We start from the raw sequence: 16,734 nt of genomic DNA on the forward strand, positions 1-16,734 counted from the left end.
GAACAACTATGACCCACCCCATCAAAACCCCGAAAAAACTTATTGAAACCAGCTTGCCGCTGGATGCGATCAACGAAGCTTGTGCTCACGAAAAGCAACCTGGTATTGGTGCGCATCCTAGAGGCTTGCATTTGTGGTGGGCGCGTCGCCCGCTGGCTGCAGCGCGGGCAGTGATTTTTGCGCAGATGGTGAACGACCCCGGCTACGAGCGATATTTGGGGCGTGGGGTGAACAAGGAAAAAGCTCAGCTAGAGCGCGAGCGGCTGTTCGATATCATTCGCAAGTTGGTGCAGTGGGAAAACACGAATAACGAGCAAGTGCTGGCCGAGGCGCGGGCGGAAATCTGGAAAAGCTGGCGGGAAACCTGCGAGCTGAATAAAGGCCATCCGCAAGCGGCGGAGCTATTCAACCCAGAGCAACTGCCAGCCTTCCACGATCCGTTCGCCGGTGGTGGTGCGCTACCGCTGGAAGCGCAGCGGCTGGGGCTGGAGAGCCATGCCTCCGATCTGAACCCGGTGGCGGTGCTGATCAACAAGGCGATGATCGAAATCCCGCCCAAGTTCGCAGGCCGCGCACCGGTCGGCCCACTGGATCCAACTGCAAAGAGTATTACCAAAGATGCTTTTGAGAATTGGAATGGCGCGAAAGGCCTGGCGGAAGATGTACGTCGCTACGGGGTATGGGTGCGCAGTCAAGCAATAAAAAGGATTGGACACTTATACCCAAAGGTTGATTTGCCGACTGAGCACGGCGGTGGCAAGGCAACTGTGATTGCTTGGCTGTGGGCCCGCACGGTAAAAAGCCCCAACCCGGCCTTTAGTCAGATCGACGTGCCACTGGCTTCGACCTTCATCTTATCCAGCAAGGCGGGCAAGGAAAGCTATGTCGAGCCCGTGATTGAAGGCAGCAACTATCGCTTTACTGTCAAACAAGGTACACCGCCAGCTAACGCCAAAAGTGGTACCAAAGCCGAAGGCCGTGGAGCTAATTTTTTATGCCTGATGTCTGGATCACCAATTAGCGGCGATTACATCAAGGCAGAAGGTCAAGCCGGTCGGATGGGGGCACGTCTAATGGCCGTGGTGGCTGAAGGCAAGCGTGGCCGCATCTATCTGGCCCCCAGCGAGGACATGGTTGCTATTGCGGAACAAGCGCAGCCGGAATGGCGGCCACTGGGCGATGTTCCTGCACGCTTGACTGGTGGCACGTGTGTTCCCTACGGGTTGAAAGAATGGGGCGACCTCTTCACCCCGCGCCAGTTGGTGGCGTTGACGACATTTTCCGATCTGGTCTCCGAAGCGCGCGGCAAAATCCGTGAGGACGCACTCAAGGCCGGCATGCCCGACGACGGCCTCCCCCTCGCTCAAGGCGGCACAGGTGCCACTGCCTATGCTGATGCGGTGGCGGTGTATTTGGCTTTTGCAATTGACCGACTTGTCGATTATGGAAGTTCGATTGCAACTTGGAAACCGTCTGGTGAACAAGTCATGCAGACTTATAAGCGGCAGGCAATTCCAATGACTTGGGATTTCCCAGAATCTAATTTTTTGGCAACAAAAGCCATTTGTTGGGATAACGCGGTCAAATATTCTGCTGATAATTTACTTTCAACGGCAGGAGCAGTTCCGCGAATAGTCGGTTCTGCTTGCCAGCATGATGCCCAGACCCAAGAGATTAGCATTTGTAAGGTAATTTCAACTGACCCTCCGTACTACGACAATATCGGTTATGCCGACCTGTCTGACTTTTTTTACGTCTGGCTGCGCCGTGCGTTGCGCCCGGTCTATCCCGAGCTGTTTGCCACGATGGCCGTTCCGAAAGCCGAAGAGCTGGTCGCTACGCCGTATCGCCACGGCAATAAGGACAAGGCTGAACAGTTTTTCCTGACCGGCATGACCGCTGCGATGCACCAACTGGCCGAGCAGGCGCATGGCGCATTCCCAGTCACCATTTATTACGCCTTCAAGGCGTCGGAAACTACCGATAAAGGCACGGGCAATACCGGCTGGGAAACTTTTCTGGACGCCGTCCTACGCGCCGGGTTTGCCATTACTGGCACTTGGCCTATGCGCACCGAACTGGCCAATCGCATGATTGGCTCCGGCACCAATGCCCTGGCATCCAGCATCGTGCTGGTGTGCCGCAAGCGCTCCGCCGATGCTCCGACCGTGTCGCTGCGCGAGTTTGTCAAAGAACTGAAAGCCGAGCTGACCGAGGCGGTGGAGGTGATGATTGGCGGCGCGGAAGGCATTTCTCCCGTCGCGCCGGTCGATCTGGCGCAAGCCGTGATCGGCCCCGGCATGGCTGTGTTCTCCAAGTACGCGCAAGTGCTGAAAGCCGACGGTAGTGCCATGACGGTGCATGAGGCGCTGCTGCAGATTAACAAGCTACTGACCGAGGGCGGCGATGATTTCGACGCCGACACCCAGTTCTGCCTGGCGTGGTTTGACCAGCAAGGCTGGAGTGTGGGCGAATTTGGCGTGGCCGATGTGTTGGCGCGTGCCAAGGGCACGTCGGTCGGTGGTTGCGCCGAAGCGGGTGTGGTCGAATCTGGCGCGGGCAAGGTACGGCTAATGAAGCCAGAAGAATACCCAGCCGATTGGGACCCGAAAAATGACAAGCGCCAACCCGTCTGGGAAGCCTGCCATCATCTGATCCGCGTACTCAGCCGCAGCGGCGAAACAGAAACTGGTGGATTATTGGCCCGCATACCCGACAAAGCCGAAGCAGTTCGCTCGCTAGCCTATCGCCTATATACCCTATGCGAGCGCAAGGGCTGGGCAGAAGAAGCCCGTAGCTACAACGAGCTAGTGACCAGCTGGCCAGCGATTGTGGCTGCTTCGCATGAAGTGGGGCATGTCGAGACCCAACCAGAACTAGATTTCTAAAAATACAAGAGAACAACCATGAGTCTGAAACCTTGGCGCGAAATCGCCCGACCCCATGCTGATGTATTGAATGGAACGTTTAAGCAGTCGGAATTTGCTGCGGACATTACCCAAGTGAGTAATGGTACAGCGCCGACTGAATATACTGACCCAGAGCAGTTTTTTGCCCGAACCTTCATCACCGAAGGCATGCGCTTGCTCTTGATTTCGGTGGCGCAGCGCTTGGCTGGTCTGGGTGGAGATCCGGTGATTCAGCTGCAAACAGCATTTGGTGGCGGTAAAACGCACACCATGCTGGCGGTATATCACTTGGCATCGCGCAAGGTAGCGGCAGATCAGTTGACGGGCATCCCCCCCATTTTAGATGCAGCTGGTATTAGCAGCTTACCCACTGCGCGAGTGGCTGTGATTGATGGTATCCGCTTATCTCCTAGCCAGCCAATCAAGCATGGTGATATTGAAGCGAATACACTGTGGGGTGAACTGGCCTGGCAGTTGCTAGGCGCAGAAGGCTATGCCAAGGTAATGGCTAGCGATCAAGATGGCACTTCGCCGGGCAAAGAAGTTTTGGTCGATCTACTGAGCAGTGCTGCACCGTGCGTTATCCTGATTGACGAGTTAGTGGCTTATATTCGCCAACTTGAGGTTGGGAAGCAATTTAAGGGTGGCACATTTGATAGCAATATCACCTTTATTCAGGCATTAACTGAGGCATTGAAGGCTGTACCGAATGCCTTGTTGTTGGCTTCGTTGCCTGAATCTGAGCTTGAAGTGGGTGGCACAATGGGCCAACGCGCCCTTGATTCGCTGGAAAAATACTTTGCTCGGGTTGAGTCGGTATGGAAACCGGTTGGGCCGGAAGAGGCATTCGAAATTGTACGCCGTCGTTTGTTTGAATATGCAGGGGATCCAGCGCAAGTTGAAGGTATTGCGCGGCAGTTTTGCAATTTCTACCAGCAGAATGCGACCAAGTTTCCAACGGAAACGCAATCCAATGTGTACTTCGACCGAATCTGCCGCTCGTTCCCGATTCACCCGGAAGTGTTTGACCGGCTGTACGAGGATTGGTCCACGCTGGACAAATTCCAGCGCACCCGTGGCGTTTTGCAGTACATGGCGATTGTGATTCACCGTTTGTGGAACAGCGATAACCGTGATGCGCTGATCATGCCCGGCAGCCTGCCGCTGGATGATTCCAATGTTAGTAATAAGAGCATCCACTACTTGCCACAAGGTTGGGAGCCGGTGATTCAACGTGAAGTGGATGGCGAGCGTTCGATCCCTCACGATATTGATGGTCATAACCCGTTGTTTGGCAGCGTGCAAGCTGCACGTCGTGCTGCTCGTACGATTTTCCTAGGCAGTGCTCCTTCTAGCAATGCGCAGACCGTGCGTGGCTTAAAAGAAGAACGCATCTTGCTAGGAGCCGTTCAGCCTAGTCAAAACATTGGTGCTTTCTCGGATGTACTGAAGCGGCTGCGTGATCGCATGCATTACCTGTATGCAGATCAGGATCGATACTGGTTGGATACCAAACCCAATCTTCGTCGCGAAATGGAAAGTCGGAAGCAAAATATCAGTGACCGAGATGAATTGTTACCACAGTTAAAAATGCGCGTGAATGCTGCATTTGGTACGTCCCACCACTTTACAGGTATTCATGTTTTTGCAGGGTCTGCAGATGTGCCAGACGAATATGGCACTGGCCCTCGTTTGGTGGTCTTGGGTACTGATGCAGCCTATAGCAACACCAAAACCGACCAAGCGCGAGCTGCTGCGCAGGAAATTTTGTTTAACCGTGGTGCGACGCCCCGCCAAAAACAAAACCGGTTGATATTCCTCGCGCCAGATTTTGATACGGTGAGTCGACTCAAAGAGCAAGGCCGCATCTATTTGGCTTGGAAATCGATTGTTCATGATATTGAGTTGGGCACTTTAGTGCAGGATATTGCCCACTTGAATCAAGCCAAACGCAACCGAGATGGTGCCGAGCAAACACTGAAACAGTTGGTGCGCGAAGCTTATAAATGGCTACTGGCTCCGACCCAAGAGTGGGTGAAGGATAAGTTTGAGTTGCATTGGGAAGTGATTGCAATTTCACCTTCTGCGGGAAATTTAGTGCAGGAAATCGAGTCAACCTTGCGTGAAGAAGAGTGGGTTATTTATGAGTGGGCTCCAATTCATTTGCGTAATGTGCTGAAGAAGTGGTACTTGAAAGACAGTATTGAAGACGTAAGTGCGCTAAAAGTTTGGCAAGACATGGGGCAATACCTTTACCTGCCACGTTTAGCGCATGATGACGTAATGCGTAAAGCCATTGCTAATGGCATTGCTAGTGAAGATTTCTTTGGATATGCCGCAGCAAAAGATGGCGATAAATACCTAGGTTTCGTGTTTGGAAAAAATGGCATTTCTGCGCTTGATTCAGAATGTGTGCTGATTGATCGCGAAGTAGCGATGGCATACCGAGAAAAAATGAAGCCTGCAGCTGTCGTGCCCCCTATTGACACACCAAGTGGTGGTGCTCCAATTGGTGGAACACAACCAAAGGGTAACGAGAATACGCCTGCAGACATTGATATTACTTCGCCAGCTACTGCTAACGAAACACCAAAGAAACAGTTTTTTGGCTCAGTTAAGCTCAACCCTGTGCAAGCAAAAATGGATTTTGCGCAGGTTATTGATGAAGTCATTCAGCAATTTTCTGCACAATATGGTACAGAAGTTGAGATTACCATTGATATTGCAGCAAAATCATCAACTGGCTTTGCTGATAACCTGCAGCGTAGTGTTAAGGAAAACTGCTCTGTTTTGAAATTCACAACCAGCGAATTCGACTACTAGCGTGCCTATTTCAATGCTCGCGAGGGTAAGCCGCCCTCGCGACAACCACTTTTAGCCTAGTTTGATGCAAAGCAGTTGGAATTTACAGCCAGTGTGCAGGAATCTGAAGCTCAAACCTGTTCGCTGGATATTGAAGCAAGCTGATTATTTCCTTGTGCCTGTTTGTGTCATAAGGCTCATTGGCTGTTCTGTTATCCAGTAGTCCTTTCAACTCAGGTAGGTTATACAGCCCCAACTTGTATAAGTTACCCCATGTGGCCTCGCCAAAAAGGTTGTAAACCACTTGGGTACTATCGCGCTCACTGGCTAGGCGTTTTTTCCCCGTAATCAGCTTTGCAGCTGCTTCTGCCGTGTTTTTGTCTTCATAAGTGTGAAGATGAAGCATGTTAATAATAATGCCTGTCGTGTTGAAAATTAAACGCTAAATCGTAACATGCAACGAAAACTAGATGCAGAGTCGCATCAGGTTTCGCGGAGGTTGTTTTGCTTGACTCAGACCAACATGTCCTGCCCGCTGTGATTACATAATTTTCGCGCGGATTGAAATTGCCCCACGGGCAGCGGATAAAGTCTTGGACTGGTGTTATCTTATTTAATCTTGCCTCATCCAGTTGATGTCAGTCGCATCACCGTCCGAGTTGCTCTTTGCTCAATCAATAATGCAATCTGTTCGACAATTGGTTGATTTACAAATGGCTCATTAGATTGAAGCGCTCTTGCTGCAACTGGGAGTCGTTTGCAAAACTCGAGCACTCTCTTCCTGGTTTGTGCGACCGAGAGACCTGCTGACTGTGCAAATTGATCCCAGTGTCGTGCCTGTACTTCGTTAAATTTGTATTTACTACCTATTTTCATGGCCATTTTGGGCGTCAAATCCGCATAAACTGCGGTCGATAATAAATCGTAGAATGGCGCTAAAACAGGCATCTTGTCGCGATAGAGTAGTGAAAAATTCTTTCCATGGGCATCATGATTGCCAATAAGCGCATTGAAAATGACGATATCGAGCAGCCTGAGTACATGCAAAGCATTCGGCTTTGTGGCGCGACGTACTAATTCAAAACACTGGGCCAGATCAGGCCCGCCTTCGTTTTGATATTTCATTTCCGGCACAACGGCGAGTGCCTGGCAAAAATCCTCTTGATGCAAACGCTGCAATTGCCCTGCGTGATCTACTGTACGGTCATAGCGTTCGACAAGTAAAAATGATTGCGCGCCAACAGAATGAATCTGCACCTTGGCCGATTGCAACCCCATCAACTCAGCCAATGACATGCAAAACGCTTCATTGACAACGCTGTCACTAATCCCCGCGATGGCTGGTTTTAAAATATACGAGCTGGGTGCGCCTGCGCGCGGTAGTCCAATACGATTACCATCAAATACGACAGGCAATTTATCTTGCGCACCTGCCAATGACAGCCGCAAACCATCTTGACCTGCCAGCATCGGTCGACGTGGCAACTGCTCCAGAATGTTGAGTAATTCATGATCACTCAACCACTGGACCGAGCCTTTTTCAGTCGTTATGGGCAAAGTCTGTTCGTCGGGTGCCAAGAAGGTCACTGCGCCTGCGCACTCGCCACCAATCCGATCGAGCAGTGCAAAATCATTTTGTCTCGATATCTGAAACTGCTTGGCAATGAGTTGCCGCATTTGCCCTTCAGGTAAAAGCCCTGCAAAAAAAGGCCTAGTCACTACATCGTCAAACGCATCGGTTTGCAAAGGCAGTGCAATTGAAAGTGGTTTTGCATCAGGGTGAACCAACCATGCAGCATGGTATTGGAAGCTCAATCGGCCATTGACCAGCGAAAGCGTGCCCACACGCTCTTGAAACAGCCAAACCTCAAGTTCATGCGCCATCTGAGTTCTCCTCTGGTGGAATTGGCAAACCGCTAATCTGGAGGGTTCCACCGAGCGCATCGATGACACGCAATACCGTTTCCAATCTGAGCGTCGGTTTACCCGCTTCAAGATCAACAATAAAACGAACACCAACTCCAGCAGCGAGTGCCAGCTGAGGTTGCGTCAAGCCTAGCTGCTTACGGGCAGATCTGATCGCAGATCCTAAGTGCAGGGGTGTTTGAATTTGAGTAATCATCTTGAGCAAGTCGAGTTTCCCGTTCGGGAATTATAGCCAGATCAAAACCGATTTCAATGCAAAATTTCCCGTTCAGGAAATTAAATGATTTAACTCGGGTGAATGCGTGAAAATTTCCCGATCGGGATTGTCTTGAGGCGCGTGGCCTACGCGCCCACGGGTTTGAGCTTATGTTGAGCTTTGATTGTCTATGCAGCCCGTGAGGGTGTCCATAAAAGTGGGTAGAGCAGCAGGCAACAGGAGTAGGCCGACCTTTGGGTTAATCAATCATCGGGGATAGCGCACTCTGTCTTTCAGACAAATCGAGTTCTGAGAGTTGTGTAACTTTAACAAATTCACCTGTTATTCTTGTAGTGTTCGCACCAATCGTTTGCGTTTTCTTTATGAAATCAACTCTAACTGCTTGGCGGAGTTTCGCCAACTCAAATATTGCATCCTCATGCTCAATTAAATATTTCAATGTAATAACGCATCTATTTTTGGTGGTCAGCACAATTTCAAAATTTGAATAGCTATGATTCTTAATCAATCCAATCGCATATTCATCATCATCATACATTAGTGTGATATTGACCCTTGGGAGAGGATCCACAGGTATCGGATCGTCACCGAACCCCACCAGAATTGGCTCTTTTAAATCCATCCTGGCCCGCATGAATTGAACTATGTCGCCTGATTCCTTTTTGGCAATGTGTTCCGCAATTAACCTATCGACTTCATTTGGATTGCGATCAATAATTGCAACGCAGATATCAGACGAATGATTGAGGTCTCTTTGGATCTTTGATTTAAAGTTTTCAATTAAATTGTCGGTCGTACCCAGTAAATCGCCCTCTATTTTTAAAAGCGCTTGACTAAAAAACTTACCATTTGCGATCTTGACTTTTTTGCTTTTAACATATTTACTGCCAAACAAAGCGGTTAGAATAGAGCTCGCTTTTTTGTTGTGTACGTGCACTTCTTTTTCATCATAGACAATGGCCTCGGGCGAAGCATCTGCACTAACGTGCAACGGAATGATTGATTGAGCTTCCAGACTTTTACTCATCCTAATTACTCCACTTAGTTATTACAACTCATTGAACAAGGCTATTTTAATAGCGCTCAAAAACATCAGCCTGTGAAATTGAACCATGCTTAGTGATCTGGACGATTTATTAATATTTTCGCCTTCAAATTGCATAAATATTTGAGGGGTTACAATTTTGCCTCTCTTTCCCCAGGTAGTGCTTTTAAAGCGATATGATCGCTCAATAATTGCATCTACTTGATTAAAGCATGCATAATTTCCATGACGCGCATTAATGGCTGCGCAAATCCACTTTGGGTCAAGTAACGAGACAAAGTTAATTAATTTTTCTCTGTCACTGTCTGATTGTATTAATAATCCTGCAATTTTATAATTGTAATGTTCACTCCAAACTGCAATGCCATCAACAACCACATGGTCGTCCAAATACAGCCCTTCAAATTGCTTTAAAAGGCGCAAGAATATAGCCGGGTAACCACATCGGGCTCTGAATATGGCTGCCGAGAAATGCTTAATTAGATCAAATTGGATGTTCTCTGCAATGCCACTAGCCAATCGCTGTATTCTTTCCACAAGCTGAGCATCCATGCAGAAATGCTGAGCGATTTCAGTGATAGAAAACCCTTGCTGCAAGTTAACAATAACTGCCTCAAGTCGGGACAACGACGGCAGTTCAATAGGCTGCGTTTCTTTTAAAATTTCAGTCTCTGTAAGTGGTGGCAATATCATGGGCTGGTATGTGCCCCATTGGCTTGCAACAAATGCTCGAGCTAGCATTTCATCTTGCCATTTGCTCTCATTAGAATCAGTACGTAGTTTTAACTGGCGTGCAAGTCCTGCAGTTACACCGCACCATTTAGCAACCTTCGCCATTTTTATTTCTGGCAGTGGTAATTGCCGCATGACTTCGTCGAATATCAAATCAGTTGAGTGCATGTAACTCACAACTGTAGTGTCAACCCGCGAGTGCCCAAGGTGCATAGAGATGGCAAACAAAATTCGTCGTGTAGAGTGCTCGATCCCCAGCCAATTCTTACGCAGAATTTTTGCGTCAGATCCAAACCATTCATTAACGCTTGGTACTTTGGTGAGGGGGATACCAACTGCAGTGGCAATCGCTGTGCTGGCAAAAGTATGGCGAGCATCGTGGATGCGAACCGTGTCATTGCCTGTAACTAATTTGAGGATTTCCAGCAATCGCTTAGTTATTTGAGCTCGATTGACCAAAATATTTGGATTATCACTCTGACAAAACAGTGGAATGCTCTGTCCCGTGAACCGATGCTGCAGACTGCTGATACGGCTGAATAATAAATGCTGCTCTTGTTCCGTCATGTTCCAACAAGGAACTTGCCGAACTCCTGAGCTTGATTTTGGACTGCCGAGTTGATTGGTATGAACATATAAAACAATATTGTCACCTACTTGGACAGCATCACAAGTCATCAAGCGCAGCACTTCGCCGACACGCAAACCAAATCGAAAGACAATCATCAGCATTAAAGCTTGAAGTTGCTGCTGCTCCTGATTTTCATGTGGGTCATTCCAGAGCAAATTCAGTGCTTTTTCGTATTCACTCTGGAGAATAATTTGTGTTTGTGTGACTTGGGCAATGCCAAGGTATGCTGGATCAAGTGAATGCAAATCAAGTTCATCATGCCCGATCGCTTGCACGCAGAAATCGTGAAAATACCGAAGCCGTTTCGCTCTTCGTGCTCGCAATTCAGGCGTCGAGTGATCGAGAGCTTCGATATAAATACTTTCCAAGGCTTCAAGATCAAGTTCGACCCAGTTCTGATCCCATACCAACTCAAGTAGAGGCTCGGCAGCGCTATGTACATAGTCAATCGCAGTAGCAATCGTAATGGGCTTACTGTTACTTCTTCTATGCAGCTGGAATTTAGTATATTCAGCGATAACAAACATTAAACTTGCGATTTCTGTTGGCGACCATCCTTTGCTTAGCTCATCAATTTGGCGTGCTATCTTGGCGCGAGACTCAGGAACCTTGCCATCGTCTTGGTTTTTAGTGCTGGCTTTTTGAGCCCTTTTTAAGATGTCTTTCAAATCAGTTAACGCATTTTTTGATGTGGCAAGTGAGCCTTTACCTCCGGCTTGAACATGGATCGGGTCAATCTCCGTTACTTGTTCATAATTCTGTTCACCCATCACTCTTTGACCAGTCATCAACCGAACCAGATTACTTCTCTCAATTGCCCAAGGTTTGTGTGTTCCCGTTGCATAGGCACTTAAAAAGCCAGGTATATGAAGCTGCAGCCAGCTCGTCAGGGCCTTGATTGCATAATCAACGGGACGATTCGTCTTTTTTCTAAAGTCTATTTCTGGGCATTGCTCATCGAACTCCAGAGTTTTCCGCAAAAGTCGATTCATTTCTTTTTGCAATGCAGCCCAGGTAGGAGGTTCTTCTGTTGGCGCTAACTGAGAAATGAAGATCGTGCTGTAAAAATCAGGCCAATACCGAACCAGTCGTGCACCGTCTTTCCATTCCAGCCAAATATGCTGCTGATAGCGTGTAACTGCATCACTGAAGTTTGAATACAGTAATTCTTGCTGCTGCTGATCTACGAGCCCGCTGTAGGTGGCAAGTGAGAGCATGATCCAAGCGTATTGGCTTACTTCAGGCAGTTGCACAAAATCGGTAGGTATTTTTGAAAGTAAAATCCCGCGCAACCACTCGCCTCGAGCAACCCAAACCAAGGTGTCCGGCTGAAATGGGCTAGACTCAGCTGTGCAATCCAACACAAAGCCAATTGCTTGTAATCCTTTTAGATTGCGCCCAGCCAGTTTTAAATATCTAACGAAATAATTCGTAGCCTCGGTTTGTTTTTCTTGTTGGTGTGCATATTGAAGCCTGATTTTTGTACGAACAGCCTCCTGTAAGTGCATGTCGATGAATAATTCCTGCCGGTCTTTACCGGCCAAAACTTCAGAAATCCATTCTCGCAACAGCTGCTTGATCACTGCACGTTTTAGCTGTGATTCAGTCGTTGCTTTCGCAGGTAAATACGTTTGATTTACGAGTGAGCAGCTTGGCACCTTGGTTTTGTTGAACGGTTTGAGCCCCTGCATCGGCTCAAGGCCCAGCTTCTTGAGCCACAGATCAGCGCAATCATCCCACTGCGCTTCAATTGAAGTTGGAGCAGACAGCATCGTATCCGACCACGCCTGCTGGCCAATTTGCACGTGACCTGCAGCGCTGCTAGCCCACTCACTAGGCAGACCCGTTTCACGTAGTCCGCTGACAAACCAGTGTCTAGATAAGTTTCGAGGTAGATCATTTGGCAAATTTAGGAGTTGCCAAATTGCGTTACTACCAAGCGGCTCAATAGGCTCCCCCAAAGAAGTGGGTAGTGTGAAAAACAGTGGTAGCTCGATATTCGGTTGAGCCAACTGAGCACATGTGCCAATTTTCGACGCCAACTGAGGGTCAAACTTATTTATGCGCTGTGCTAGGCCTTGCAAATGCATTTGATACAGTTGAAGTTGTTGCTGTGCGATTTTGCTTAATCGCACAAGCCGTGCTTGGTGCGCTTCGTCGACTACTTTGTCACTTAGAATCGCCCAGCCAGCATTCAAAGTCGCCCGATTGAAACTGAATCGCATCGCCTGTCGATGCCCTGTTGCGCACTGTAAAATCCACAATGAATAAGCCGCAAATTGGTTGTGAATTGCGCTGAGAGCAGCAAACTCAGCGTTTTGTTCTAGATTCAGCGAGTGAAACTCGGTTCTCCATTGTTGGATGTGCAGAGCATGCCGCGCCGGTTCCCAATACAGCCGAGAGCCAAAGCGAGACTCGGGAACGTCTATTTCTTTGGTGGGCAGCCCGATTTGTTCCAACGTTTTTTGATACTGGCCCACCAAAGTTTTTTTGGGGGAGGAATAATAATAAAGCGCAGCTGTGGGTGATTGTTCGTCTTGATTAATGACCACACTACTATTTAGCTCGTCTCCACCTGCGATCATCAACTGATCGAACAAAATTGGACGAAGTCGTGCTGGGCGAACCCTTACTCGTCGATCAGATGTGCGAATTTCTGAAAGGTATGCCCGCATTACTTGTTCTATTTCATCAATGCTCTTGAGGCCTAAAATCTGGGCTAATACGCCATTGTTTCCTTTACATAGCTCCGCCAGTAACTGGATGGCCAATTTGGGCAGTGGCAAAACCTGCAAGTCATCAAATGGAGCCAACAGTGGGATTTGTTCTTTGTTTGGATTAAATCGCCCAGGCAAAGCAGGAAATGGTCTCGCCCAAGCGCCATCTGCAATACAAACCTGCAGCCGCTCGCTTTTGGGGTTGAATGAATTGACGATGCGTATGTCACCCAGTTCTTGAAAATTTACTCCACAAGCAATCGACAATACGCAGAGCACCGCCGGCACTTTGGCATCATCACCGAGGTTATGTAGTGCTCCAACAATGACCTTGATTTCATATTCATTTAAATGCCCCCAAGCCCAAGGTAGGAATTGGTTGTCAAATGCACTCCGATATCGTGCACTTCTCAGGCGAGCAAATCGTCCATCACGGCTAACATAATTTGAATTTGCATCATTATCGACGGCTAACTCGATGAATGCCTCAATCTCTGGCTCTTCATCCCCCCCCTTCAGCCCAGGCGGAAGGTAAGTAATGTCGACCGTTGGTGGTCGTAGGGGCAAGTTAATGCTGCCATTTTCCCCGTCGAGATTCCCTGTTTGTGTCTGGATACGTGGTCGTGGAGGGCGGGGCCCATTGGAAGGAGGGGGGTTGACTGGTGTGATTGAGTTCGGCTGAGTCGATTGGATTCGTGGCAAACGCGTATTGCTCAATGACCCCAGCAGTATTTGAAGACCATTTACGACAGAATTCAACGTTCGATTTTTTGACTGAGAAAATGCTTGAATCAGGGTTTTTAGTGATTCAAGAGGACTGTCATTTAGCGTAGGCCAGATGAGAGTATCATCCCTTGCGGAGAGCAACTGACGTATTTTTCCGCATAGCTTTTCAAGTTCTGTGGGGACCGTCAGGTGATGTGCTGCGTCTACACGCGGATTTCGACATTGCCAAACAAAAAGACAGCCCAACAGAAAATACATGCAGTCTCGCTGCGCCGAGACTGGAAGTAGCACAGTTTCTGTCCAGCATGCGAATACCATGTGCTGCGAGATTTTGCCGTGTAATGGGTTGTTTTTATTTCGCGCAGACAGCGTTTCAATAATGAAACGGCTTCGATCACGTTCGAGCTGCCGACCAAGGCCTTGCAATGTCAATAAGGGATCGTACTGTTGATCGCTTGGAATATACCCACGGATCCATGCCTGAGAGTCGAAAACTTTATTAAGGCATTTGATGGCTTGAGCCAAGCCGTCATCTGAGCTACTTAAACCCAAAATTGAGGTGATCAGATACCTTGCCTGCTCTACCTCAACAAGGGTCGGATCAACTTTGGAAAGAACCGCCGAGTAAATTTGGTCAGCAGTGGTCGAGGAAGTCATCAAGAAGTAGATGGTGTTAAGGTCACTTCCTGATGATAGTTCAAAACGTTACAAATACACCCCATGGAATGCAAAACGAAAAACAACAGGCAGCATTTTAGTAACATCGATAAGAACAAAAATCATGTATAAATAAGGCTTAGAACAGTTCTATGCTGCTTAAGCCTGTTGATTACGTGCATCAATGACGCTTAAAATTTTTGGGCTCATAACCCGATTCCCGCAACCAAAAATGAAAAAACCTAGGTATCAAGCCTAGGTTTTTTTTCGTCCAGAATTTGCCAAAAACGTCACAAACTCGATTTGTGACGTTTTCTGTGCCAAATCTGTGACAAGCACCATGACGAAATAGGTCTTGACCTTAGCTCACCTGTTGTTACGGAGCTTTGTTTGCATAAATACTGCCTGTTTTGCGATGCAAGCACCCCATTTCCATCGCTTCGACTTTATATGGATGGGTCGCCATTCAGTTTACAATGGTGCGATCAATCGATAGAGCGCACGCATGATTTACTTCTTTACTGGCGCAGGCATGGCTGCTGATTCGGGTTTGCCAACATTTCGTGCGAGTGATGGCCTGTGGGAAAAGCACGATATCAATCTGATCTGCAATTTCGATCGCTATCGCCTCGACGCGAATGTCCGTGAGCTAACGCGTGAATTCTACAATGCTCGGAAACTTCAATACGGCGATGCACAACCGCACGCTGGTTACGTGGCTATTGCACAATTGCAGCGGAAAACACCCGTCACGGTCATCACCACCAATATTGATTTACTGCATGAAAAAGCGGGAACTCAAGACGTCATCCACCTGCATGGGCAGGTGGATCAAATGTCCTGTGCCGCCTGTTTGCATTACTGGCACATTGGCGATGAGGCATTCCAACAAGATGATTGCCCCGCCTGCGGTAGTGGCATCACTAAACCGGGCATTGTCTTTTTTGGTGAGCCAGCCCCTCAATACGAAACCCTCTATCAAATTGCTAACGATTTAGCTGAGGATGATATTTTTGTCGTCGTTGGCACTAGCCTGAATGTTGTCGACCCGATTCATCTAATCCGCTCGATGCAACGACTGCCGCACATCGTGATGATCGACCCCAATATTCCCGATTCTGCACGTCAATATGGTGCGGAGTGTATTGCTGCACCAGCGCTACAGGGTGTTTGTGATTGGATAGCCTCTTTGGATGCCAATAAAGATTGGTGGAGCCTCACAGGTTAGTGCATATACTGATCTAGGCTGATGGTCCGTTCGACCTAAGTTGCAGAGCAGGGCTGAACTCAAAAACGAAAGGCAGCAGACTGATGGTTTGCTGCCTTTCGTTTGTGTATGCGGAACTTCAGCTCCTCGGTCTTAGTGGACTGTCAAAATCTTTGCCGATGACCAAATTCAGCGCGCTACTACAGTGTGCCACAACAGCACCCCAGCAGCACATCCGCGAGCAGGTCCTTGAGCTGTTGGCCATTTAGCCGATCGAGTAATCGACCATCCATGCCCATCGCCTTGGCGCCATCCCGATCTGCATACGCCGAGTCTCCGATAAAAATGCAATCGCTAGCCGCAAGGTTCAGCTTGTCCAATACGTATTGGTAAATTTGAGCCTCAGGTTTAATGTGGCCGAGCTGATAACTCATTGCATATACGTCCGCATCGGGCAGTAAATCCATCACTTTCGCCCCATAGGCTTGAGCTAGATTTGAGCAAATCGCGATGCGACATCCACGTTGGTGAAGCGCTGCGAATGTATCTGCCACGTCGTTAAAACAGGCGATACAGTTTAAATCGGACTGCAAAGCGGCTTCACAGGTCGCCAATTGATCAGCGGACACCGTTGTGCCCAAGTGAGCGGCTAACTCGGCCTGACTCCCGTCAAACGTCAAGATGGTGCGTGAATCATCAGCTTGAGGCTGTCGCCCTTGTACGCGCAAATGGCGCATCAGCAATAGATACGGATGATGTTGCTTACCGATTTCCAGTAAGGTGCCAAAGACATCGAAAATGACAACTTTGGGCTGATTAGATATAGCAATCATTGTAGTGCATCTCGTTTTGCCGTCAGAGCAAGGCCTTTAGATGGCGTGATGATGTGCGCCAGCTCAGCTGGGGTATACCGTATTTTGGGTGGGCGTGCCGAGATATGCATAATGGCCGCTGAGAATTGAAATCTGTTGATGGCTTTATGAATTGGGTTGCTGACAGCCGATGTTGACTCCGCAATTAGGGCTTTTCTTGCCATAGTGGATGACCAATCCCAGTGCGAGCAAGGCAAAGATCAGTAACAAGCCCAATGCAGGAAATAGATCGCTGATCGCCATATTTAGCTCCTTGTTGAGTACGGTGAGAACACTCAGGATAGATGATAGGC

9 protein-coding genes are annotated in these 16,734 nt (G+C 48.4%); 3 read left to right on the plus strand and 6 right to left on the minus strand.

Annotated features, from left to right (window positions below):
- The first annotated feature begins 8 nt into the window (after window positions 1–8).
- Both NT239_10960 and NT239_10965 read left to right on the plus strand, forming a co-directional pair.
- The gene (locus NT239_10960) at window positions 9–2,888 is read left to right on the plus strand and encodes a DUF1156 domain-containing protein (GenBank protein ID XGA70295.1); all 2,880 of its coding nucleotides are present in this window, start codon (window positions 9–11) and stop codon (window positions 2,886–2,888) included.
- An 18-nt stretch (window positions 2,889–2,906) separates the two neighbouring features.
- Window positions 2,907–5,732, plus strand: a complete 2,826-nt coding sequence (locus NT239_10965; GenBank protein XGA70296.1) for a DUF499 domain-containing protein — start codon at window positions 2,907–2,909, stop codon at window positions 5,730–5,732.
- Between the two features lie 603 nt (window positions 5,733–6,335).
- Here NT239_10965 and NT239_10970 read toward each other — a convergent pair.
- From NT239_10970 to NT239_10985, 4 genes are all read right to left on the minus strand, one after another.
- On the minus strand, window positions 6,336–7,655 hold the full coding sequence (locus NT239_10970) for a type II toxin-antitoxin system HipA family toxin (protein XGA70297.1): 1,320 nt from the start codon (window positions 7,653–7,655) through the stop codon (window positions 6,336–6,338).
- Window positions 7,585–7,764: a helix-turn-helix domain-containing protein gene (locus NT239_10975; GenBank protein XGA70298.1), complete on the minus strand. Its 180-nt coding sequence runs from the start codon at window positions 7,762–7,764 to the stop codon at window positions 7,585–7,587. The genes NT239_10970 and NT239_10975 overlap by 71 nt, the downstream gene beginning before the upstream one ends.
- 328 nt (window positions 7,765–8,092) lie before the next feature.
- On the minus strand, window positions 8,093–8,881 hold the full coding sequence (locus tag NT239_10980) for a hypothetical protein (GenBank protein ID XGA70299.1): 789 nt from the start codon (window positions 8,879–8,881) through the stop codon (window positions 8,093–8,095).
- A 21-nt stretch (window positions 8,882–8,902) separates the two neighbouring features.
- Window positions 8,903–14,362 carry a site-specific integrase gene (locus NT239_10985; protein XGA70300.1) on the minus strand — a complete coding sequence of 1,820 codons (5,460 nt, stop codon included), beginning with the start codon at window positions 14,360–14,362 and terminating at the stop codon, window positions 8,903–8,905.
- A 505-nt stretch (window positions 14,363–14,867) separates the two neighbouring features.
- Here NT239_10985 and NT239_10990 point away from each other — a divergent pair.
- On the plus strand, window positions 14,868–15,590 hold the full coding sequence (locus tag NT239_10990; protein XGA70301.1) for a hypothetical protein: 723 nt from the start codon (window positions 14,868–14,870) through the stop codon (window positions 15,588–15,590).
- A gap of 179 nt (window positions 15,591–15,769) precedes the next feature.
- Here the strand turns inward: NT239_10990 and NT239_10995 are convergent, their stop codons facing one another.
- Both NT239_10995 and NT239_11000 read right to left on the minus strand, forming a co-directional pair.
- Entirely contained in the window at window positions 15,770–16,402 is a 633-nt protein-coding gene (locus NT239_10995) for an HAD family hydrolase (GenBank protein XGA70302.1), read from the minus strand.
- 144 nt (window positions 16,403–16,546) lie between these two features.
- Window positions 16,547–16,684 (minus strand): hypothetical protein, encoded by a 138-nt coding sequence (locus NT239_11000; GenBank protein XGA70303.1) that lies wholly within the window; start codon window positions 16,682–16,684, stop codon window positions 16,547–16,549.
- Window positions 16,685–16,734: the final 50 nt, after the last annotated feature.

The organism is Chitinibacter sp. SCUT-21 (assembly GCA_041874755.1).
Taxonomy (GTDB): domain Bacteria; phylum Pseudomonadota; class Gammaproteobacteria; order Burkholderiales; family Chitinibacteraceae; genus Chitinibacter.

Bases quoted from the DNA above. Each gene is read 5' to 3' on its own strand.
- NT239_11000 (XGA70303.1), bottom strand. From the start codon at position 16,684: ATGGCGATCAGCGATCTATTTCCTGCATTGGGCTTGTTACTGATCTTT.
- NT239_10960 (XGA70295.1), top strand. From the start codon at position 9: ATGACCCACCCCATCAAAACCCCGAAAAAACTTATTGAAACCAGCTTG.
- NT239_10970 (XGA70297.1), bottom strand. From the start codon at position 7,655: ATGCGCTCGGTGGAACCCTCCAGATTAGCGGTTTGCCAATTCCACCAG.
- NT239_10965 (XGA70296.1), top strand. From the start codon at position 2,907: ATGAGTCTGAAACCTTGGCGCGAAATCGCCCGACCCCATGCTGATGTA.
- NT239_10985 (XGA70300.1), bottom strand. From the start codon at position 14,362: ATGACTTCCTCGACCACTGCTGACCAAATTTACTCGGCGGTTCTTTCC.
- NT239_10995 (XGA70302.1), bottom strand. From the start codon at position 16,402: ATGATTGCTATATCTAATCAGCCCAAAGTTGTCATTTTCGATGTCTTT.
- NT239_10980 (XGA70299.1), bottom strand. From the start codon at position 8,881: ATGAGTAAAAGTCTGGAAGCTCAATCAATCATTCCGTTGCACGTTAGT.
- NT239_10990 (XGA70301.1), top strand. From the start codon at position 14,868: ATGATTTACTTCTTTACTGGCGCAGGCATGGCTGCTGATTCGGGTTTG.